This window comes from Actinoplanes sp. NPDC026623 (genome assembly GCF_040638275.1).
Classification (GTDB): Bacteria; Actinomycetota; Actinomycetes; order Mycobacteriales; family Micromonosporaceae; genus Actinoplanes.
In genome coordinates this window covers 1-19074 of the sequence record NZ_JBEZXZ010000028.1, presented here as the reverse complement: position 1 = coordinate 19074, position 19074 = coordinate 1, and the positions used below count along the sequence as shown (strand labels likewise).

General features: G+C 73.4%; 18 protein-coding genes. 9 read left to right on the top strand and 9 right to left on the bottom strand.

Annotation, left to right across the window (positions count from 1 at the left end):
- Positions 1-6 precede the first annotated feature (6 nt).
- Positions 7-999, bottom strand: a complete 993-nt coding sequence (locus tag AB0F10_RS11525; protein ID WP_360622649.1) for an MBL fold metallo-hydrolase — start codon at positions 997-999, stop codon at positions 7-9.
- A gap of 201 nt (positions 1000-1200) precedes the next feature.
- Here AB0F10_RS11525 and AB0F10_RS11520 point away from each other — a divergent pair, with 201 nt between their 5' ends.
- From AB0F10_RS11520 to AB0F10_RS11505, 4 genes are read left to right on the top strand one after another with little or no spacing between them, the layout of a single operon-like run.
- Positions 1201-2649: an FAD binding domain-containing protein gene (locus AB0F10_RS11520; protein ID WP_360622647.1), complete on the top strand. Its 1449-nt coding sequence runs from the start codon at positions 1201-1203 to the stop codon at positions 2647-2649.
- Complete coding sequence (gene xdhB / locus AB0F10_RS11515; RefSeq protein WP_360622645.1) at positions 2646-5084, top strand: xanthine dehydrogenase molybdopterin binding subunit; 2439 nt, start codon at positions 2646-2648, stop codon at positions 5082-5084. The genes AB0F10_RS11520 and xdhB overlap by 4 nt, the downstream gene beginning before the upstream one ends.
- Positions 5077-5925, top strand: coding sequence for a xanthine dehydrogenase accessory protein XdhC (xdhC, locus tag AB0F10_RS11510; RefSeq protein WP_360622643.1), 849 nt, complete (start codon positions 5077-5079; stop codon positions 5923-5925). Before xdhB ends, xdhC begins: the two co-directional genes overlap by 8 nt.
- Positions 5922-7208 (top strand): guanine deaminase, encoded by a 1287-nt coding sequence (locus AB0F10_RS11505; RefSeq protein WP_360622641.1) that lies wholly within the window; start codon positions 5922-5924, stop codon positions 7206-7208. The genes xdhC and AB0F10_RS11505 overlap by 4 nt, the downstream gene beginning before the upstream one ends.
- Positions 7209-7212: 4 nt before the next feature.
- On the opposite strand, the gene AB0F10_RS11500 is transcribed toward AB0F10_RS11505, so the two are convergent.
- Entirely contained in the window at positions 7213-7734 is a 522-nt protein-coding gene (locus AB0F10_RS11500) for a hypothetical protein (RefSeq protein ID WP_360622639.1), read from the bottom strand.
- 14 nt (positions 7735-7748) lie between these two features.
- Positions 7749-8474, bottom strand: a complete 726-nt coding sequence (locus tag AB0F10_RS11495; protein ID WP_360622637.1) for an HAD family hydrolase — start codon at positions 8472-8474, stop codon at positions 7749-7751.
- A gap of 42 nt (positions 8475-8516) precedes the next feature.
- On the opposite strand from AB0F10_RS11495, the gene AB0F10_RS11490 reads away from it, so the two are divergent.
- Positions 8517-8882, top strand: coding sequence for a hypothetical protein (locus AB0F10_RS11490; RefSeq protein ID WP_360622635.1), 366 nt, complete (start codon positions 8517-8519; stop codon positions 8880-8882).
- Positions 8883-9048: 166 nt separating this feature from the next.
- Positions 9049-10020, top strand: coding sequence for a nitronate monooxygenase (locus tag AB0F10_RS11485; RefSeq protein ID WP_360622633.1), 972 nt, complete (start codon positions 9049-9051; stop codon positions 10018-10020).
- On the opposite strand, the gene AB0F10_RS11480 is transcribed toward AB0F10_RS11485, so the two are convergent.
- A complete protein-coding gene (locus AB0F10_RS11480; protein WP_360622631.1) occupies positions 10010-10450 on the bottom strand; it encodes a hypothetical protein in 441 nt (146 codons plus the stop codon). The genes AB0F10_RS11485 and AB0F10_RS11480 overlap by 11 nt on opposite strands.
- Positions 10451-10573: 123 nt before the next feature.
- Positions 10574-12739 (bottom strand): ATP-binding protein, encoded by a 2166-nt coding sequence (locus AB0F10_RS11475; RefSeq protein WP_360622629.1) that lies wholly within the window; start codon positions 12737-12739, stop codon positions 10574-10576.
- 226 nt (positions 12740-12965) lie between these two features.
- Here AB0F10_RS11475 and AB0F10_RS11470 point away from each other — a divergent pair, with 226 nt between their 5' ends.
- Positions 12966-15683 (top strand): TIM barrel protein, encoded by a 2718-nt coding sequence (locus AB0F10_RS11470; protein WP_360622627.1) that lies wholly within the window; start codon positions 12966-12968, stop codon positions 15681-15683.
- A gap of 46 nt (positions 15684-15729) precedes the next feature.
- Here AB0F10_RS11470 and AB0F10_RS11465 read toward each other — a convergent pair whose 3' ends face one another.
- A complete protein-coding gene (locus tag AB0F10_RS11465; RefSeq protein WP_360622625.1) occupies positions 15730-16134 on the bottom strand; it encodes a hypothetical protein in 405 nt (134 codons plus the stop codon).
- 101 nt (positions 16135-16235) lie between these two features.
- On the opposite strand from AB0F10_RS11465, the gene AB0F10_RS11460 reads away from it, so the two are divergent.
- On the top strand, positions 16236-16766 hold the full coding sequence (locus AB0F10_RS11460) for a YrhB domain-containing protein (protein WP_360622623.1): 531 nt from the start codon (positions 16236-16238) through the stop codon (positions 16764-16766).
- A 102-nt stretch (positions 16767-16868) separates the two neighbouring features.
- Here the strand turns inward: AB0F10_RS11460 and AB0F10_RS11455 are convergent, their stop codons facing one another.
- Both AB0F10_RS11455 and AB0F10_RS11450 read right to left on the bottom strand, forming a co-directional pair.
- Positions 16869-17642, bottom strand: coding sequence for a tyrosine-protein phosphatase (locus AB0F10_RS11455; protein WP_360622621.1), 774 nt, complete (start codon positions 17640-17642; stop codon positions 16869-16871).
- Positions 17643-17701: 59 nt separating this feature from the next.
- Positions 17702-17941 carry a hypothetical protein gene (locus AB0F10_RS11450; RefSeq protein ID WP_360622619.1) on the bottom strand — a complete coding sequence of 80 codons (240 nt, stop codon included), beginning with the start codon at positions 17939-17941 and terminating at the stop codon, positions 17702-17704.
- 94 nt (positions 17942-18035) lie between these two features.
- On the opposite strand from AB0F10_RS11450, the gene AB0F10_RS11445 reads away from it, so the two are divergent.
- On the top strand, positions 18036-18401 hold the full coding sequence (locus tag AB0F10_RS11445; RefSeq protein ID WP_360622617.1) for a DUF2255 family protein: 366 nt from the start codon (positions 18036-18038) through the stop codon (positions 18399-18401).
- Positions 18402-18428: 27 nt separating this feature from the next.
- Here AB0F10_RS11445 and AB0F10_RS11440 read toward each other — a convergent pair.
- Positions 18429-19074 (bottom strand): alpha/beta hydrolase-fold protein (locus AB0F10_RS11440; protein ID WP_360622615.1); only part of this gene is annotated, 646 nt, incomplete at its 5' end.

Genomic DNA, 19074 nt, shown 5'->3' with positions numbered 1-19074 from the left:
AGCTGCTCAGAATTCCAGTTCCGCCAGGTGACGCAGCTGCTCGTACTCGGGAACGCGCATGCCGTGGCCGATCTTCTCCACCGCGCTGCGGAACGTGGTGTAGGTCGCCTGGGCCTTCGGCCCGAGATCGCCGAGCGGCGTGTCGAAAGCGTCGAAATGCGCCGGTACGACGTGACGGGGATGGCCGAGCACCCGCAGCAGTCGCGGCAGGTAGTCGTGGGTGGGTGTCGCCGCGGACGGGTTCACGATCACGACGTCCGGGCGCAGGCCCTGGTATTCGCGCTCGATGAAGTTGCCCGCGCCGTGGAACAGCACCGACAGCCGGCCGGGCACGGTGACCAGGTAGGACAGTGTGTCGCCCTCGACCAGTTCACCGATCGTCGCCGGCGGCGCGGGCCGCGGGCCGGTGGTGATGGTCCCCGGCGCCCAGAATCCGCCGCCGGGGAACTGGGTGTGCAGGCTGGCGAAGACCCGGACGTGCACGCCGGCGATGTCGATCCACTCGCCGCCCCGGCAGACCAGCACCCGGTCGCCGGCGCCGGGCACCCGGTTCATCAGCGCGAGGTTGCGGGCGGTCTCGGTGCCCATCACCTTGACGTCCGGGTGCCGGCCCATGAGGTACGGCACGTCGGCGAAGTGGTCCCAGTGCGTGTGGCTGACCAGGATCAGGTCGGGCGGCGTGCCCGGCGGCAACGCCCGGTCGACCGCCGCCGGGTCGACCGCGAGGGGCTTGGCCGGATCGATCCGGCCGGCGTCGTCGAGGTACGGGAAGCGGCTCACGTACGGGTCGAACCACACCCGCCGGCCGTCGGCGATCATCTCGAAGCCGGCCACGCCCAGCCACCGCAGCCGCACCCCGGCCGGGCCGGCGGGGGCCCGCGGTCCGGCGGGCGCCGCCTGGGCGCCGGGCGGCAGGGCGATTCCGGCGGTGGCTCCGGTGAGCCCGGCGAGCAGGGACCGCCGGCTCCACGACGATCTCGGTTCTTGATCAGCATGCATGGGCGCATTGTGTCGAAGGCCCGCAATGTCGAGCGATGGATGACCATGAGCGGGTGGCTTCCGGCACCGCCGCTCGACTTGTAGGGTGGATACCGGCTCGGGCGGCTGTTCACATGGATAACCAGCCGCCCCGGCGTCATCCGTCAACCATGTCCCGCCTCGGCAAACGCTGTAGGTTGAGACGGTTGACGGGAGCTGAGCATGGGCGCTGCCGGAATCAAGGTTAACGGGCAGGAGATCCCGTTCGGTGACATCGCGCCGCATACCACCGCCTTGGAGTGGTTGCGGGCGCAGGGTTTCACCGGTTGCAAAGAGGGCTGCGGCGAGGGCGAGTGCGGTGCCTGCTCCGTGCTGGTCGCGCGGCCCGGCCCCGACTGCCCCACGGAATGGGTGGCGGTCAACGCCTGCCTGATGCCCGCCCTGGGGCTGGACGGCCAGGAGGTCGTCACGGCCGAGGGGCTGGGCGGCCCGGAGAGCCTGCACCCGGTTCAGTACGAGATGGCGGTCCGGGGCGGCTCCCAGTGCGGCTACTGCACGCCGGGCTTCGTCTGCAGCATGGCCGCCGAGTTCTACCGCCCCGGCCGGCAGGCGCCGCCGGACGGCACCGCGGCGGACCACGAGCACGGGCCGAACGGATTCGACCTGCACGCGCTCAGCGGCAACCTGTGCCGCTGCACCGGCTACCGGCCGATCCGCGACGCGGCCTACGCGCTCGGGCCGCCGGCGCCGGACGATCCGCTGGCCCGCCGCCGGCAGGCCCCGGCGGCCTCCGCCCGGCCGACCCGCGTACGCGGGGAAGAGGGTGAGTTTCTGCGCCCGGCGACGCTGGCAGACGCGCTCCGGCTGCTCCGGGAGCGACCGACCGCGGCCGTCGTCGCGGGCTCGACCGACTGGGGCGTCGAGGTCAACCTGCGCGGCGCGCGCGCCGAATGCGTCATCGCCGTCGACCGGGTGCCCGAGCTGCGGGAACTGGTGATCGAGGACGAGCACATCGAGATCGGCGCCGGGCTGACCCTGACCGAGATCGAGCGCGGGCTCGCGGGCCGGGTCCCGCTGCTCGGCCGGCTCTTTCCACAGTTCGCGTCCCGGCTGATCCGCAACAGCGCCACCATCGGCGGCAACCTCGGCACCGGATCCCCGATCGGCGACGCCGCGCCGGCGCTGCTGGCGCTGGACGCGGACGTGGTGCTGGCCGAGGTCGACGGCGAGCGGCTGGTGCCGCTGGCCGACTACTTCATCGAGTACCGGCGCAGCGTCCGGCGGGTGGACGAGCTGATCCGGGCGGTCCGGATTCCGCTGCCGCTCGCCGGCCTCGCGGACTTCCACAAGATCGCCAAGCGGCGCTTCGACGACATCTCCAGCATCGCCGCCGGGTTCGCCCTCGACGTCGTCGACGGCACCGTCGTGCGGGCGCGCATCGGCCTCGGCGGCGTCGCGGCCACGCCGATCCGCGCGCGTGCCACCGAGGCGGCCCTCGAGGGGCGGCCCTGGTCGGCCGGGACCGCCGAGGCGGCCGCGCGGGTGCTGCGCGGGGAGGGCACGCCGCTGGACGACCACCGGGCCAGCGCCGCGTACCGGCGGGCGATGCTCGGCCAGAGCCTGCTCAAGCTGCACGCCGAGAACCCGAGCCCGAGGGAGGCGATGGCATGAGCGCCCTTTCCGATCGGCCGGAGAACCCCGCCGTCGGTGTCGCCGTTCCGCACGAGAGCGCGAAGGAGCACGTCACCGGGGCGGCGCTGTACACCGACGACCTGATCTACCGGACCAAGGACGTGCTGCACGCACACCCCGTACAGGTGCCGCGGGCCCATGCCCGGGTCACCGCGCTGCGGGTGGCGCCCGCGCTGCGGGTGCCCGGCGTCGTGCGGGTGCTCACCGCCGCCGACGTGCCCGGGGTCAACGACGCCGGCGTCAAGCACGACGAGCCGCTGTTCCCGGACGAGGTGATGTTCTTCGGCCACGCCGTCTGCTGGGTGCTCGCCGAGACGTTCGAGGCGGCCCGGCTCGGAGCGGCCGCCGTCGAGGTCGACGTGGAGCCGCTGCCGTCGCTGGTGACCGTCCGGGAGGCGATCGCCGCCGGCAGCTTCCAGGGCGCCACGCCGCGGATCCTGCGCGGCGACGTCGAGGCCGGGCTGGCCGGCGCCGCCCGCGAGTTCAGCGGCGACTTCGAGTTCGCCGGGCAGGAGCACTTCTACCTGGAGACGCACTGCGCGCTCGCCCACGTCGACGAGGCCGGGCAGATCTTCGTGCAGAGCAGCACCCAGCACCCCTCGGAGACGCAGGAGATCGTCGCGCACGTGCTGGGCCGCTCCAGCCACGAGGTCACCGTTCAGTGCCTGCGCATGGGCGGCGGCTTCGGCGGCAAGGAGATGCAGCCGCACGGCTTCGCCGCCATCGCGGCCCTGGGCGCGACGCTCACCGGCCGCCCGGTGCGGGTGCGCCTGACCCGTACCCAGGACCTGACGATGTCCGGCAAGCGCCACGGGTTCCACGTGGACTGGCGGGTGGGCTTCGACGCCGACGGCCACCTGCAGGCCCTCGACGCGACGCTGACCTCGGACGGCGGCTGGAGCCTGGACCTCTCCGAGCCGGTGCTGGCGCGGGCGCTGTGCCACGTCGACAACGCCTACTGGCTTCCGCACGTGCGGCTCACCGGCCGGATCGCGCGGACCAACAAGACCTCCAACACGGCGTTCCGCGGCTTCGGCGGACCGCAGGGGATGCTGGTCATCGAGGACATCCTCGGCCGCTGCGCGCCGCTGCTCGGCATTCCCGCCATGGAGCTGCGCCGGCGCAACCTCTACCGCGCCGGGCAGAGCACCCCGTACGGCCAGCCCGTGCGGCACCCGGAGCGCCTGCACCGGCTCTGGCAGCAGGTCCTCGACGACGGCGCGGTCGTCGAGCGGCAGCGGGAGATCGCCGCCTACAACGCCGGGCACCCGCACGCCAAGCGCGGCCTGGCCGTCACGCCGGTGAAGTTCGGCATCTCGTTCAACTTCACCGCCTTCAACCAGGCCGGCGCGCTCGTGCACGTCTACAAGGACGGCTCGGTGCTGATCAACCACGGCGGCACCGAGATGGGCCAGGGCCTGCACACCAAGATGCTGCAGGTCGCCGCCACGACGCTGGGCCTCCCGCTGACGCGGATCCGGCTGGCGCCGACCCGCACCGACAAGGTGCCGAACACCTCCGCGACCGCGGCGAGCTCGGGCGCGGACCTCAACGGCGGGGCGGTCAAGAACGCCTGCGAGCAGATCCGCGAGCGGCTGGCCCTGGTCGCCGCCTCGATGCTGGGAGTCAACGCCGCCGACGTCCGCATCTCCGGCGGCGTCGCGCACGGCGTCGGCGGCACCGCGGGCGTCGCCTGGAACGAGCTCGTCCGCACCGCGTACTTCCAGCGCGTGCAGCTGTTCGCGGCGGGCTTCTACCGCACCGAGGGACTGCACTGGGACTCGTCGGTCATGCGCGGATCGCCGTTCAAATACTTCGCGTACGGGGTGGCGGCCGCGGAGGTCGAGGTGGACGGCTTCACCGGCGCGTACCGGACGCGACGGGTGGACATCGTGCACGACGTGGGCGACAGCCTGTCGCCGCTGATCGACATCGGACAGATCGAGGGCGGCTTCGTCCAGGGCGCCGGCTGGCTGACGCTGGAGGACCCGCGCTGGGAGACCGGCGACGGTCCCGCCCGCGGGCGGCTGAGCACCCAGGCGGCCAGCACCTACAAGCTGCCCAGCTTCTCGGAGATGCCCGAGGTCTTCAACGTCACGCTGCTGACCGACGCCGAGGAGGACGGGGTCGTCTACGGCTCCAAGGCGGTCGGCGAGCCCCCGCTCATGCTGGCCTTCTCGGTCCGGGAGGCGCTGCGGCAGGCGGCTGCCGCGTTCGGCCCGGCCGGGATGTCCGTCGACCTGGCCTCGCCGGCCACGCCCGAGGCCGTGTTCTGGGCGATCGAGCAGGCGCGCGCCGGCGCCGGCGACGGCCACCTGGTGGAGGCGGACGTCGTCCCGCCGCAGCCCGGCGCCGAGGCGCACCCCCTGCACCCCGAGTCGGAGCAGGTGGGCCAGGCGGTGGCTCGTGGCTGACCGTACCTGGCTCGACGCGGTGACCCACCTGCGAACCGCACGCGAGGCGGCCGTGCTTGTCACCCTCGCCGCGGTGCGCGGGCACGCGCCCCGGGCGGCCGGGGCGAAACTCGTCGTCGGCGCCGCCGGGACCTGGGGTTCCATCGGCGGCGGCAACCTCGAGGCGGTCGCGATCGACCGGGCCCGCGCGCTGCTGGGCACCGGCGGCACGGCACCCGAACTGTTCACGCTGGAGCTGTCGGACAAGGCACCGCACCGGCACGGCGTGCAGTGCTGCGGCGGCAGCGTCACCGTGCTGCTCGAGCCGCTGCCGGTGGTGCCCGCGGTGGCCGTCTTCGGCGTCGGGCACGTCGGCCTGGAGCTCGCCCGCATCCTGGCCCGGCACGACATCGAGCTGCACCTCGTCGACACCCGCCCGGAGCAGGTCGCCGAATCCCGGCTGGCGGTACTCGCCGACCCGGTGGCCACCGTGCACGTGCACCAGGTGGCGGTGATGCCGGAGATCGTGCTCGGCGAGCTGGCCCCGGGCACCCACGTGCTGATCATGACCCATGACCACGCCGAGGACTTCGCCATCTGCGACGCGGTGCTGCGCGACGGCGAGTTCGGTTCCATCGGCCTCATCGGCTCGGCGGGCAAATGGGCCCGGTTCCGCAGCCGGCTCGGCGCGCAGGGCCACGACGCCGCGGCGATCGCCCGCATCACCACGCCGATCGGGCTCGCGGACCTGCACGGCAAGGAGCCCGCGGCGATCGCCGTCAGCGTGGCCGCCGACCTGCTGCGCACGTTCGAGCGGGAGACGCACGCCGCCCGGCCCGTGCCCGTGGACGCCGAGCCGTGACCCTCTTCCGCGCCCAGGCCGTCGACACCCCGGACGACCCGTTCACCGGCGGCGCGCTGCGCGCCGACGCCGACGCCGGGCTGCTGGTGCAGGACGGCGTGATCGTCGAACGGGGCGCCTTCGCCGACCTGCGCTCGCGGCACCCCCGGGCCGACCTGGTCGAGCTGCCCGACGGCATCCTGCTCCCCGGGCTGATCGACACCCACGTGCACTTCCCCCAGGTACGGGCGATCGGCGCGCTCGGCATGCCGCTGCTGGAGTGGCTGGAACGCTGCGCCCTGCCGGAGGAGGCCCGGCTCGCCGAGGCCGGCTACGCCCGCGCGGTCGCCGACGAGTTCGTCGCCGGCCTGCTCGGCGCGGGCACCACCACGGCGCTGGTGTTCGGCTCGCACTTCGCGCCGGCGGTGGACACGCTGTTCACCGCCGCCGCCGCACGCGGCCTGCGAATCACCAGCGGCCTGGTGGTCAGCGACCGGATGCTCCGCGCCGACCTGCACACCACCGCCCAGCGCGGCTACGACGAGGGCCGCGCGCTCGCGGCGCGCTGGCACGGCACCGGCCGCAGCCGGTACGCGGTGACGCCGCGCTTCGCCCTGTCCTGCGGCGAGGAGTTGCTCGCCTCGTGCGGGCAACTGCACCGCGAGCTGACCGACGGCTGGTTCACGTCGCACATCAACGAGAACGTCGACGAGATCGCCACGGTCGGGCGGCTGTCCGGCGGCGGCACCTACCTCGACTGCTACGACCGGCACGGCCTCGTCGACCGGCGTACCGTCCTGGCGCACGACGTCCACCCGACGGACGCGGAGCTGAAGCGGATGGCCGAGGCCCAGGCGAGCGTCGCGCACTGCCCGACCAGCAACGCGGCGCTGGGCAGCGGCACGTTCCCGCTCAACCGCCACCTGGCGTACGGGGTGCACGTCGCCCTGGGCACCGACGTCGGGGCGGGCACCGGCTTCTCGCTGCTCAAGGAGGGCCTGCAGGCCTACTTCCTGCAGCGGCTGCGCGGCCCGGACGGCGTGGCGCTGACCGCGGCGCACCTGCTGCACCTGGCCACCGCTGCCGGTGCGCGGGCGCTCGGCCTTCGCGAGCAGGTGGGCGACCTGGGAGTGGGCCGCCGGTTCGACGCGATCTGGGTACGGCCGCGGCCGGGCACCCCGCTCGACATCGGCATCCGCCACTCGAACGGACCCGAGGAGGCCCTCGCGAGGGTGTTCGCCCTGGCCACACCCCACGACATCGCCCAGGTCTGGATCGACGGCGACGCGGTCGAGACCCCGTAGCGATTCAGCGGCCGGTGTCGCCCAGCCGTGCCCGCAGCCGCGCCACCGCGGCGAGGACGTCGTCCCGGCTGCGGGCCGACTTCATCCACAGTGGCAGCCGCTCGATGAGGGACATGTTCCATCCCTGGGACGTCACGTGCTCACGCAGCCCGCTGTTCGGGCCACGCTCACGCAGCCCGGCGGCGACGAACTGCTCCAACAGGTCCAGATGTTTCCGGTTGAGCGCCCACAGCAGATGCCCGCGCACCCTCGTCGTCAGCCACAGCGGCTGCCCGAAGAACGGGTCCACGACGCCGCCCCACCACAACGACTGGCCCCGCCACGACCAGCTCCCGGTGAGCGCGCACGCCGGACACACGAAACGCCGCCGCGACCACGCCTTCGTCGGCCCCGGGTCGGTGTGATCCGGGACCAGCAGGGCATGCCCGGTGCAGCGGGGACACATCACGTCGATCGGATACCCGCCCAGGTCGTGCAGCGAGACCACCGACGTCGGATCGCGGAAACGCACCACCTGCACACCCATGCCGCGCAACGATGTCAGCTGATGACCGGGGGCGGTACCGAATATCCGGTCGCCCTCTCGACGAGGGCGGGCACCTCGGCGACGTCGTCCACGACGTGCTCCGGCAGGAACGTGTCGGGGTCGTCCCGGAACGCGCTCGCGCCCGGATAGCCGGCGTTGGTGACCAGCACCGGCCGCATTCCCGCGGCCTGAGCGCCCTGATGCTCCCGGCTTCCGCCGTCGCCGACGAACCAGCACTGCGACGCCGGCACGCCGAGCCGGGCCGCCGCGGTCGCGTACAGCCGGGGGTCCGGCTTGCGGTGGCCCTCCTGCCAGGAGAAGACCGCCGCGTCGACGCGCGCGGCGAACGCTGTGCCGGGCCAGCCCTCGCACAACTCGCTGCTGCAGTCGCTCAGCACCGCCAGCCGGAAACCGGCGGCACGCAGGTCATCCAGCACGTCGAGGACGCCGGGCCGGGGACGCCGTACCCGCTGCGAGCCCGCGTGCTGCACCACGACCGCGGCGTCCAGTCGTCGGTCGGAGGGCTCGACCCCGCACCGGCGGGCCATCTCGAGCAGCGTCTCCCGGGTACCCCCGTGAGCGCCGGTGCCGCGCTCGGTGAAGGACCCGGACATCGCCGCCCAGAACGGCGCCGCCGGCACTCCCAGCGCGGCGGCGGTCGCCGCGTACGCGGCGCGTCGTTCCGCCTCCGCGCCCGGATCGGTAAGGGTTCCGAAGAAGTCGAAGACGATTGCCCGCATTCGGGCCATACTGCCAAGTCGCCGCACGGTAGCGTCGCTGAGGTGACCGAACCAGGACCGCTGTTCGCGGCGGGGGACCCGTCCGACAGGCAGACCGGCGGCATGGCCGGCGCGGTGATCGCCGTGGTCCTCCTGGTGCTCGGATCCGGGGCCACCGCGTTGTTCAGCCTGTTCGTCCTGCCCTTCGCCGGCGACGCGTGCGGGGACTCGGACACCACCCTCATCTGCACGGCGGACGGCCAGCGGGCCGTGATCGTCGGACCCTTCCTGGCCGCGGCCGTCGGCACCGTCGTCGCCGCCTGCTCCCTGGCGGCGCGCAGCCCCTACCGGGCGCTGGGGATCACCCTCGGATATGTGATCTCCTTCGGCGTCTTCCTGATCGCTTGGGTCGTCGCGTCCCAGGCGTAGTGCCCGCCCACGCGCGGATGACGCCGCGCTCGAAGAGGCCGATGAGGACGCCGGCTCCACCCGCCGGGGCCGGGCCGCGCCGGGCTTCGAGGAGTCGACGCCGCGTACCGGAAAGGCCGGGAGCGCGGCCCGAAGACGGCCCGGGACTCGCTGCGATGATGTGGTCATGGGCTTGACGACGGGGTTCACGGAATTGCTTGGCGTGCGCCACCCGATCGCGCTGGCGCCGATGGGCGGCTCGGCCGGCGGCAGGCTGGCGGCGGCCGTCTCCCGCGGCGGCGGGCTCGGGATGCTGGGCGCCGCGTCCGGCGACCGGGAGTGGCTCGACCGCGAGCTGCCGATCGTCGCCTCGGGCACCGATCAACCGTGGGGCGTCGGCTTCCTGACCTGGGCGATTGACGCGGACGCGGTGCGGCACGCGCTGCGACACGGCGCCCGGGTGATCATGTTGTCGTTCGGCGACCCGGGCCCGTACGTGAAACCCGTCCGGGCCGCGGGCGCGATCCTGATCATTCAGGTCACCGACCTGGAGGAGGCCCGCCGGGCCGTGGACCTGGGCGCCGACGTCATCGTGGCGCAGGGCACCGAAGGCGGCGGGCACGGGGCCCGGCGCGGGCGGTCCACCCTGCCGTTCGTGCCGGTCGTGGTGGACCTGGCCGCGCCGACGCCGGTGCTCGCGGCCGGTGGGATCGCCGACGGCCGCGGCGTCGCCGCGGCCCTGGCGCTGGGCGCGGCCGGAGCACTGATCGGAACCCGCTTCCAGGCCACCACCGAGGCCGGCGCCGAACCCGCGACCGTCGAGGCGATCGTCGCGGGACGAGGACAGGACACCGAGCGCAGCCGGGTGCTGGACCTCGCGCGCGGCTCCCGATGGCCGTCGCAATACTCCGCCCGCACTCTGGGCCACCCCTACCTGGACCGCTGGCGCGGCCGCGAGGACGAACTCGCCGCCGATCCCCGGGCCGGACAGGACTATCAGGACGACGTCGCCCGGGGCGCCATACCTCCGCTGCCGGTCTGGGCCGGCGAGGCCGTCGATCTCATCACCGACGTGCCCTCCGCCGCCGACCTCGTCGCCACCCTGGCCGCGCAGGCCGAGGCCGCGCTGGCCGGAGCCGGACGCCTGTTCAGGCGGTGACCCCGCCGATCGGCGGGCGCGGCGACCGGAGCCGGCGCAGCCCGGTGACCACGAGGGAGACCGTCGCGGTGGCCGCGGTCAGGCCGACCAGCAGCATGATCGTGCCGACGCCGTACATGCCGGTCTCGTCGTTGGCGGACGCCGTCGCGGTCCAGGCGACGGTGAAGGCGAGCGTCAGTGCGGCAGACGCCCAGAGTGGCCGGACCCCGAGCAGCAGGGCACCGACGAACACCACGAGCAGCGACACCGCGCACCCGGCGACCTGCCAGGCCTCGTAGGGGCCGCTGGCCTCCTGCGTCACGGGATTCGTCTGATACTCGGTGTCCCAGGCCATCCACACGTACCACTGCAGGGCGGACAGCAGCGCGACGACGAGCGCGCCGGCAATCTGGCGGATCAACCGGCGGGGGCCGCCGAACATTGAGGTCATGCGGTGAACCTATGGCCGCGGCCCGGGACCGGGCATGAGCATCGATACTCAGCCGGCGGCGACGTGTGCTCACGTACCGGTATTCCGGCTCCGGAAGGGGCAATGGCGTTCCCGTAGGGACCGCTACGCCGCGCGGGCGGTTTCCGCGCTGCTTGCGAGCGGGCGGGCCTCGGTGCGGGCGGACGGCGCCAGGGTGGCCCGGCCGGTGGGGCGCAGGCCGCCGGCCGGAGCCGGCGTGGTGGGCAGGACCAGCGCGGGCTCGGCGGGCTGCTCGGCGGCCGGCAGGGTGACGGTGAAGCGGGAGCCGCCGCCCGGGTTGTCGCCGGCGGTGATGGTGCCGCCGTGGCGGGCGACGATGCGGTCGCAGATGGCCAGGCCGATTCCGGTGCCGGCGTAGCCGGTGCCGGCGTGGGCGCGGTGGAAGTTGTCGAAGATGGCCTTGTGCTGCCCGGCGGGGATGCCGATGCCGTTGTCGGCGACGGTGATCCGGACGGCGTCGCCCTCGCGGGTGCTGGTGACGGCGACCCGCGGGGTGACGCCCGGGGCGGTGTACTTGACGGCGTTGCCGATCAGGTTGTCCAGCAGCTGCCGGACGGCGCCGGCGTCGGCGTGCACCGGGTCGAGCGGGTCGAGGACGACCTGGGGCACCGGCTGGCCGGCGGTGACGGCGGCGTCGGTGCGGGCGGCGGTGATGTCGCGTACCAGGTCGGTCAGGTCGACCGACTCGGGTGCGAGGTCGGCGTCGCGGGCCGAGGTGTACGCGAGCAGGTCGTTGATGAGCCCGCGCATGCGGGTGGCGGCGCCGGCGACCCGGGTGAGCCCGTCGCGGGAGCGGTCGATCGCGGGGTGTGCCGGCGCGGCATCGAGGGCGTCGGTCGCGACCTCGGTCCAGCCCTCGACGACGGTCAGCGGGCTCTGCAGGTCGTGGGCGACGACGCCGGCGAAGTCGGCGAGCTGGTCGCGCTGGCGGCGTTCGGCGGTGACGTCGTGGTAGAGCACGACCGCGCTGCGGGCGCCGTGCGCCTCCGTCAGCGAGGTGGCGGTGACCCGGAAGACCCGGGCGTCGCGACCGTCCGGGTCGCGGACCAGCATGTCCATCGGGTCCACCTGCTCGCCGCGGCCGGCCCGGGCGGAGGGCAGGTCGGCGGCGGCGATCGGGGTGCCGTCGAGGTGGCACAGCCGGGCTTGCATGTCACCGACCATCGTGGCGTGGCCGAGCAGGCGTACGCCGGCCGGGTTGCGCAGCGTGATGCGGCCGTCGGCGTCGACGACGGACAGGCCGTCGTCCATCGAGTCGATGATGGCGTTCATCAGCACCGCGTGCCGTGCCGCCTGCTCCTTCTGGGCGGCCAGCTCGGCGAGCAGCGCCGCGCGCTCGTCGCGGCCCAGCGCCAGCAGCAGGCCGACCGTGGTGATCAGGACGACGAACATCTGGGCGACCAGGGCGCGCAGCAGGGGGTCGGCGATCGCGGCCAGCGGGCCCTCGCCGTGCAGGGTGAACCACACGGCCGCGCTGCCCAGGGTCAGGTTCTGCAGCACGACGAAGGTGGTGTTCAGCCGCAGCGCGGCCCAGACCGTGACCACGATCAGCGGGAACGCCAGCGGCAGCCCGCCGTCGTAGACGAAACCGACCAGGTAGGCGCCGGCCGAGCACAGCACGACGGCCAGGGCCTCGCCGACCCGCCGGCCCGGCACCGCGCGCAGCGCGCGGTCGGTCGTGTGCCACCAGTCGCGGCGCAACGCCTCGGCCTTGTGCGCCAGCCACAGGCCGCCGGTGCCGATCACGAACATGCCGGTGACCTGTCGTGCCATCCAGTCGGCGAAGGACACCGCGGACAGGTGTCCGGTCGTCAGCGACAGGCCGGTCAGGCCGATCACCGCGCCCGCGGCCGCGGCGACGGCGGCGAAGCCCAGCAGGCTGCCCAGCTCCCACGGGTTCGACAGCCGCTGGTTGCCGCCCGCGCCCCACAGGGCCGGGCGGAACCGGCTCAGCAGCCACACGAACACCACGGCCATCACCAGGTTCGCGGCGGCGAGTGTTCCGCCGAGGAGCAGGCCGGTGCCGGTGGCGGCGTTGCCGATCCAGGCGATCGCGACCAGCGCGGCCAGGTCGGCCCAGCGGGTCCGGGCGCCGCGCTGGGCGCAGAGCCACACGATGGCCACGCCGGCGGCCGGCCACACCAGGGCCATCCGGGTGTCGCCGATGACTGTCGACCGGCCCGCGATGATCGCGGCTGCGTACAGCGCGGCGAATGCCGCCGTACGGGCTAGCGATGCGCGCGTGGTCAACCGGTTCCCCCTGGAAGATCGTGGGACCCGGCCGAGCCGATCGGGTCCACCCGTCTGTTCGGACCGATCGCGGAGCGGCTGGTAGCAAACCGGTTGCCACGCGGTGAGAAGCGGGTGACGCGCGGGGTCTTCCGGCGGGGGAGGGCGGCGCGTATAACTAACTAACCAGTACGAACATTATTTTGGTTCCGATGGTCTGCCTGGCGGACCAGAAAGGCGGCACGGCATGCTCATCGCCGATCACACAGTGGTGAGCGGCCCGGACGGCGGCGCCCGGCTCTCCATCGCCACCGCGTGCCTCTCCGGAACCCTCGAGGACAAGCTGGCCGCGGCCGCCGCGGCCGGCTTCGACGGGATCGAGATCTTCGAGAGCGACCTCATCGCCTCGCCCTGGTCGCCGTCGCGGGTGCGCCAGGAGTGTGCCCGCCGCGGCCTGACGATCGACCTCTACCAGCCCTTCCGCGACTTCGAGGCGGTCGCGCCCGACACCTTCCGGGCCAACCTGCGCCGGGCGGAACGCAAGCTCGACCTCCTGGAGCAGCTCGGCGCCGCCACGATGCTGGTCTGCTCGTCGGAGTCCGCGGCATCGGTCGACGACGACGAGCTGGCCGCCGAACAGCTCCGCGAACTGGCGGAGCGGGCCGGGCGGCGGGGCCTGCGGATCGCGTACGAGGCGCTGGCCTGGGGCCGGCACGTGAACACCTACGCACACGCGTGGCGCATCGTCCGGCGCGCCGGCCACCCCGCCCTCGGCCTCTGCCTGGACAGCTTCCACGTCCTGTCCCGCGGCGAGGACCCGGCCGGCATCCGGGTCGTACCCGGTGACAAGGTGTTCCACCTGCAGCTCGCCGACGCGCCGCGTCTCAAGATGGACGTCGTCCAGTGGAGCCGCCACCATCGGCTCTTCCCCGGCCTGGGCGCCTTCGACCTGACGGCCTTCGTCGGTCACGTCCTCGCCACCGGATACGGCGGCCCGCTCTCGCTCGAGGTCTTCAACGACATCTACCGCCAGGCCGACCCCCGGCACGCCGCCATCGACGGCATGCGGTCGCTGCTGGCCCTGCGGGAGTCCGCCGCCGTACGGCGCCCGCCCGGCCTGCCGCCGGCGCCGCGGCTCGGCGGGCACGTCTTCACCGAACTGGCCGTCGACGAGGTGTCCGGCCCGGTCGTCGCGAGCACGCTGACCGCGGTGGGCTTCGCCCGTACCGGGCAGCACCGGTCCAAGCCGGTGCAGCTCTGGCAGCAGGGCGACGCCCGGATCCTGCTGAACTTCGCGCCGCAGCGCACCATCGTGCCCGGTACGGCGGTGATCTGCGCGCTGGGCGTGGAGAGCGAGGACCCGGCCGGCTCGGCGCAGCGCGCGGACCGGCTGCTGGCGCCGGTGCTGCCGCGCGTCCGGCAGCCCGAGGAGGCGGACCTGAGCTCGGTCGCCGCGCCCGACGGCACCGCGGTCTTCTTCTGCCGCGGCGGCGCCGACGGCAGCGGCTGGGCGGCGGACTTCGCACCCACCGGGCACCGGGCTCGGGCCGACGGGCTGGTCACCCGCACCGACCACATCGCCCTCACCGAGTCCGTCGACGACTTCGACCAGGTCGCCCTCTTCTACACCTCGGTGCTCGGCCTGCGGTCCGGCCCGACGACGGAACTCGCCGCACCGTTCGGCCTGCTGCGCAGCCGGTCGGCCACCAACGCGACACGGACCGTCCGGATCACCCTCAACACGGCGCCGCTGCGCCGCGGCAGCTGGTCGCCCGGGATTCCGAGCCCGCAGCACGTGGCGTTCGCCAGCGACGACGTGATCGCCAGCGCCCGGGCCATGCGCGAGCTCGGCGCCCCGGTGCTGAGCATCCCGGACAACTACTACGACGACCTGGACGCCCGGCTCGCGCCGCCGCCGGAACTGCTCGCCGCGCTGCGTGAGCACTCCATCCTGTACGACAGCGACGAAGACGGGGAATACCTGCACTTCTACACCGAGATGCTGGGGTCCCGGCTGTTCTTCGAGGTGGTGCAGCGGGTCGCCGGATACGGCGGGTACGGCGCCGCGACCAGCGCGCCGGTGCGGATGGCCGCGCACCGGCACCGGCGGCTGCAGGGGCTGCGGGACACCCGGCCGGGCGGCCCGGCGCACGACTACTCGCTCGCACACCTGACCGCGCTGAGCCTCTCCCCGCCCGAACTCGTCGACGCGGCCGCCGACGCCGGCTACCGGTACGTCGGCGTACGGCTGACCAGGGTGACCCCGCAGGAGCCGCACTATCCGCTGGCCACCGACCCCGCCCTGATGCGCACGACGAAGGTCCGGCTGGCCGCCACCGGCGTCGAGGTGCTGGACATCGAGCTGGCGCGGATCGGCCCGCACGAGGACCCCCGCGACTTCCAGCGTTTCCTGGAGGCCGGCGCCGAACTCGGCGCCCGGCACGTCATCACCCAGCTGCCCGACCCGGACCGCACCCGCAAGGTGGACCGCTTCGCCCAGCTCTGCGAGATGGCCCGGCCCCTCGGGCTCACCGTCGATCTCGAGTTCCCGTCCTGGACCGAGACGCCGGACCTCGGCGAGGCCGCCCGGGTGCTGCGGGCTGCCGATCAGCCGAACGCCGGCATGCTCATCGACCTGCTCCACTTCGCCCGCTCCGGATCGAGCGTCGCGGACCTGCGGGAGCTGCCGGCCGACTGGTTCCACTTCGCGCACGTCTGCGATGCGCCCGCCGGCGTGCCGCCGACCAACGAGGAGCTCATTCACACCGCGCGGTTCGAGCGGCTCTATCCGGGCGACGGCGGCATCGACCTCGACGGCATCCTGGCCGCCCTCCCGCCGGGCCTCCCGTACGCCCTGGAGATCCCCCGGGCGCAGCTGGTGGCGCAGATCGGGGCGAAGGAGCACGCCCGCATGGCGATCGCGGCCGCCCGCCGCCGCCTGGAAGGCGTGCCGGCCCCGGCCTGATCCTCAGTTCTTGCCCATCTCCAGCACCGGCCACCTGCCATGGGGGTCAGTGTGGCCGCCGGCACAGCTTGTGGCCGTCGGGACAGAGGTAGTAGTCCGCGCCCCGCTCCAGGCGCGTCCGTGATTCGATGCGGTAGGTGACGGCCGGGCCGCCCGGTGCCAGCACGATGACGTACGGGGCATTGTGCTCCCAGCCGCCGTCGTAGCCGGCGAAGACGTCGGTTGCCCCGGCGGCGTAGCCGGATTCGAAGACCGCCTTGTCGGTCGCCGGCAGGTTCAATGTGGCCTGCTCGGCGCGGCCCTCGCGAAGGCCGTCGGCATGCCCTTTGTCGTACCCACGGTCGGGTGCCGGCCTCGGCCCGGCGCCCGACATCCGGCCTGCCCAGAACACGCCTGTTCCAACCAGTATCAGAAGCGCGACTGCCAGCACGGCTGGCATCCGAATCCGCATGCTTCCATTATGGGCGAGCTGTGCCCGCCGCTCGAGATTCCCGGCGTCGGCTGCACCGATCCGTTCGTCTGTCGCGGGCGGCGTGCCTGATGATGGCTGTTGTGATCACGAGAGAGCGTGCCGTGGAGCTGGTGGAAGCTCAGCTCGCCGCTGAGCGGCGGGAACTGCCGGCGGAGTATCCCGAGGTCGCCGTCTCGCTGGTGGAGGAGAACGTCGTCGGCTGGCTGGTCTTCTGGCAGTCCGCCGAGTATCTCCGCACCCGCGAGTTCGGGAAGGCGCTTTTCGGGCAGGGTCCCTACCTGGTCGACCGGCACGACGGCAGCATCCACCACATTCCCTTCCTCACGTTCGCCGATGAGGGCTGGGAGGAGTTGTACCTTGAGCAGGTCAAGGGGGTCAGGCCACCGGACCCGCTACCGTCCGCCGTCCGCGACCTGGTGGCGAGCGGAGGCGGCATGGCCGCCCTGCGGCAGCTACGCAGGAGGGCACCGCAGCTGACGATCCTGGAGGCGAAGGCCTACGTCGACGCGGTCCGCAACGGCGACGAGCCCCCGGAGGACCTGGTCGAACGCACCCGCCCGCGCCCGCGAGAGTTCGCGTTCGCGATCGAAACGCTCACCGGCCCGGCGTAGCCGGGTACGCACTGGATACCGCGCCGCAGCCGGTGGCCCGCATGGCGGGCGACAGCCGCGACGGTGGTGGGTTGAAACCGCGGCTCCAGGAATGCCGGGTCGTCATGCACCAACCGGTGTGAGGCGCGATCTTATGGCGCGCACGTCGGCGGGCTCCAGGAAGGCCGTGCCGTCGAACGTCGCGATCCATTCCCGCAGGGCGGGCACTCGATCTGCGACCTGGCGTTCCAGCTCGTCAGCCTCCGTCGGCCCGTGCCGGTGCCGCTGCCAGCTTTCCCGGTCCGGGTTGTACACCCAGGCATGCCCGGCATACTTTCCGGCGCCTCGCCAACCGGCCGCGTAGTCCTCGATGATGGCCTCGTCCGTCGCGCCGGCGATGTGCAACACCATCGCGGAGATCATGCCGGTGCGGTCCCGGCCTCCCGCGCAGTGCACGAGGAGCGCTCCGTCCGCCCGGGCGATCGCCCGCAGGGCGGCCGCGATGCGGGCCGGGGCCAGCCGTGCGTTGTCGCTCCAGCAGCACGGATGGTCCAGGTGCGGTCCGCATACCCGGAGGAATTCGGCATCCTCCGGGTCCTCGGTCGGTGCCGGCATGAAGGTCAGCCCGCGCAGCGACTCGGGCCGGACGACCGGGTGATCGGCGGTGCGCCGCGTTTCGGCGGGGGCGTTGCGCAGGTCCACCACCGTGCGCACGCCTGCGGCCTTCGCCGCAATCCAACCATCGTCGGTCAGGTGCTCCGGTGCTGCTGAGCGGAAGACCCGACCGAATGGCGTGTGGCCTCCGGCACGCAGCGCCCGGCCACCCAGGTCCCGTACATTTCGACCCCCAGGCCAGGCCGGCATGTCCATCATCGCCTCCGCTCGATCGGCTCCCATGCCGGTCACGATGACGCTTGCCCAGGGTCAAGGTCAAGATCCGGTGCTCTACCGAGGGTTCAGCGAACGCTCACGTCGTCCAACCCGGCGGCCAGGCAGGCCGCGTGCTGATCGTCGAGCCACTGCCGCCCGGAGTCTCCGAAGTAGGCGATCCCGTCCTCGACGACGGCGCCGTCACGCTCGACGATGCGGCGAATCTCCTCCCTGTCACCGCTGTCCGCGCCGAGATACGCCATGATGGTCACGGTCTCGGATGTTCCGGCCGTCATGCGCCGGTAGGTCTGCTTCGTGTTCGCCATACGATCGAGAATGGCAGCACGCCTCGCTCCCGCGTTCGGCAGTATCGTGATCGCGTGACCCGGCCCCGGCCGGCCCGGCACGGAAGGTAACGGCATGAAGTGGGACTCCGCTACGGTCCGGATGCTGGCCGGCGCCCGCGAGGTCGACGTCGTCGTCCCGGCGCCGGACCGGCCCGACGTGCGCGCGCCGATCTGGGTCGTGGTGGTCGACGGCGACCTCTACGTGCGGTCCTGGAAGGGAGACGCCGGCATCTGGTACCGGCGGGCCAGCCGATACGGCACCGGCTCCGTCTTCGCGGCCGGACGCGAGCTGCCGGTCCGGTTCACCGCCGTCGCCGAGCGCGGCGTCAACGCCCGGATCGACGAGGCCTACCTCCGCAAGTACGAGTCGTCGCCGTACACGGAGGCGATGATGCGCCGGCCCGCCACCGGGACCACCCTGCGCCTCGACCCGGCGTGAGCGCGACGTGGCAATCCCTGACGGTACTCAGGCGGCGGACGGGCGGTGCAGCGTCGCGCCGATGAAGTCGAAGGCGGGCGCGACGATCGTGCTCCAGTAGCCGAAGTTGTGCCGTCCGGCGCCGTAGCCGCCCGCCGCCACCGCGGCGGGCAGCGCCTTCTGCAGGGCCTGAACCTGCGGGTACAGGGGATCGTCGCGGCCGCACCACAGGCCGATCGGGGTGCCGGCCAGCCGGGCGACGCCGCCGAAGACCGCGTCGCCGGGTCCGGCCGCCGGGGAGAACGCCGCGACCGAGCGGACGAAGCCGGGGAAGGTCTCGGCCAGGAGCAGGGCGCCGGAGCCGCCCATGGACCAGCCCCACGCCGCGAGCCGGCCCGCGTCGAAGCCGCGGGCGGCGCACCAGGCGGGCAACTCCTCGTGGACCATGCGCTGCGGGTCGTCGGGGCCCGACGGCCGCCAGGCGAGCCGGTCGCCGGTGGCGCCGGCGAGCACGAACGGGGCGGTGCCGCGGCGTACGGCGTCGGTCAGGAATCCGCCGAGGCCGAGCGCGGCGAAGTCGGCCGGGCGTTTCGATCCGCCGTGCAGCACCAGGCAGACGGGGAGGCCCCGGCCGTCGCCGTACCCGTGCGGCACCGCGGTGTAGAGGTCCACTCCGCGGCGCGGGGCCGCGGAG

Coding starts and splice junctions, on each gene's coding strand:
- AB0F10_RS11525 (WP_360622649.1), bottom strand. CDS start 999: ATGCATGCTGATCAAGAACCGAGATCGTCGTGGAGCCGGCGGTCCCTG.
- AB0F10_RS11520 (WP_360622647.1), top strand. CDS start 1,201: ATGGGCGCTGCCGGAATCAAGGTTAACGGGCAGGAGATCCCGTTCGGT.
- xdhB (WP_360622645.1), top strand. CDS start 2,646: ATGAGCGCCCTTTCCGATCGGCCGGAGAACCCCGCCGTCGGTGTCGCC.
- AB0F10_RS11500 (WP_360622639.1), bottom strand. CDS start 7,734: ATGGGTGTGCAGGTGGTGCGTTTCCGCGATCCGACGTCGGTGGTCTCG.
- AB0F10_RS11495 (WP_360622637.1), bottom strand. CDS start 8,474: ATGCGGGCAATCGTCTTCGACTTCTTCGGAACCCTTACCGATCCGGGC.
- AB0F10_RS11485 (WP_360622633.1), top strand. CDS start 9,049: ATGGGCTTGACGACGGGGTTCACGGAATTGCTTGGCGTGCGCCACCCG.
- AB0F10_RS11480 (WP_360622631.1), bottom strand. CDS start 10,450: ATGACCTCAATGTTCGGCGGCCCCCGCCGGTTGATCCGCCAGATTGCC.
- AB0F10_RS11470 (WP_360622627.1), top strand. CDS start 12,966: ATGCTCATCGCCGATCACACAGTGGTGAGCGGCCCGGACGGCGGCGCC.
- AB0F10_RS11465 (WP_360622625.1), bottom strand. CDS start 16,134: ATGCGGATTCGGATGCCAGCCGTGCTGGCAGTCGCGCTTCTGATACTG.
- AB0F10_RS11455 (WP_360622621.1), bottom strand. CDS start 17,642: ATGGGAGCCGATCGAGCGGAGGCGATGATGGACATGCCGGCCTGGCCT.
- AB0F10_RS11450 (WP_360622619.1), bottom strand. CDS start 17,941: ATGGCGAACACGAAGCAGACCTACCGGCGCATGACGGCCGGAACATCC.
- AB0F10_RS11445 (WP_360622617.1), top strand. CDS start 18,036: ATGAAGTGGGACTCCGCTACGGTCCGGATGCTGGCCGGCGCCCGCGAG.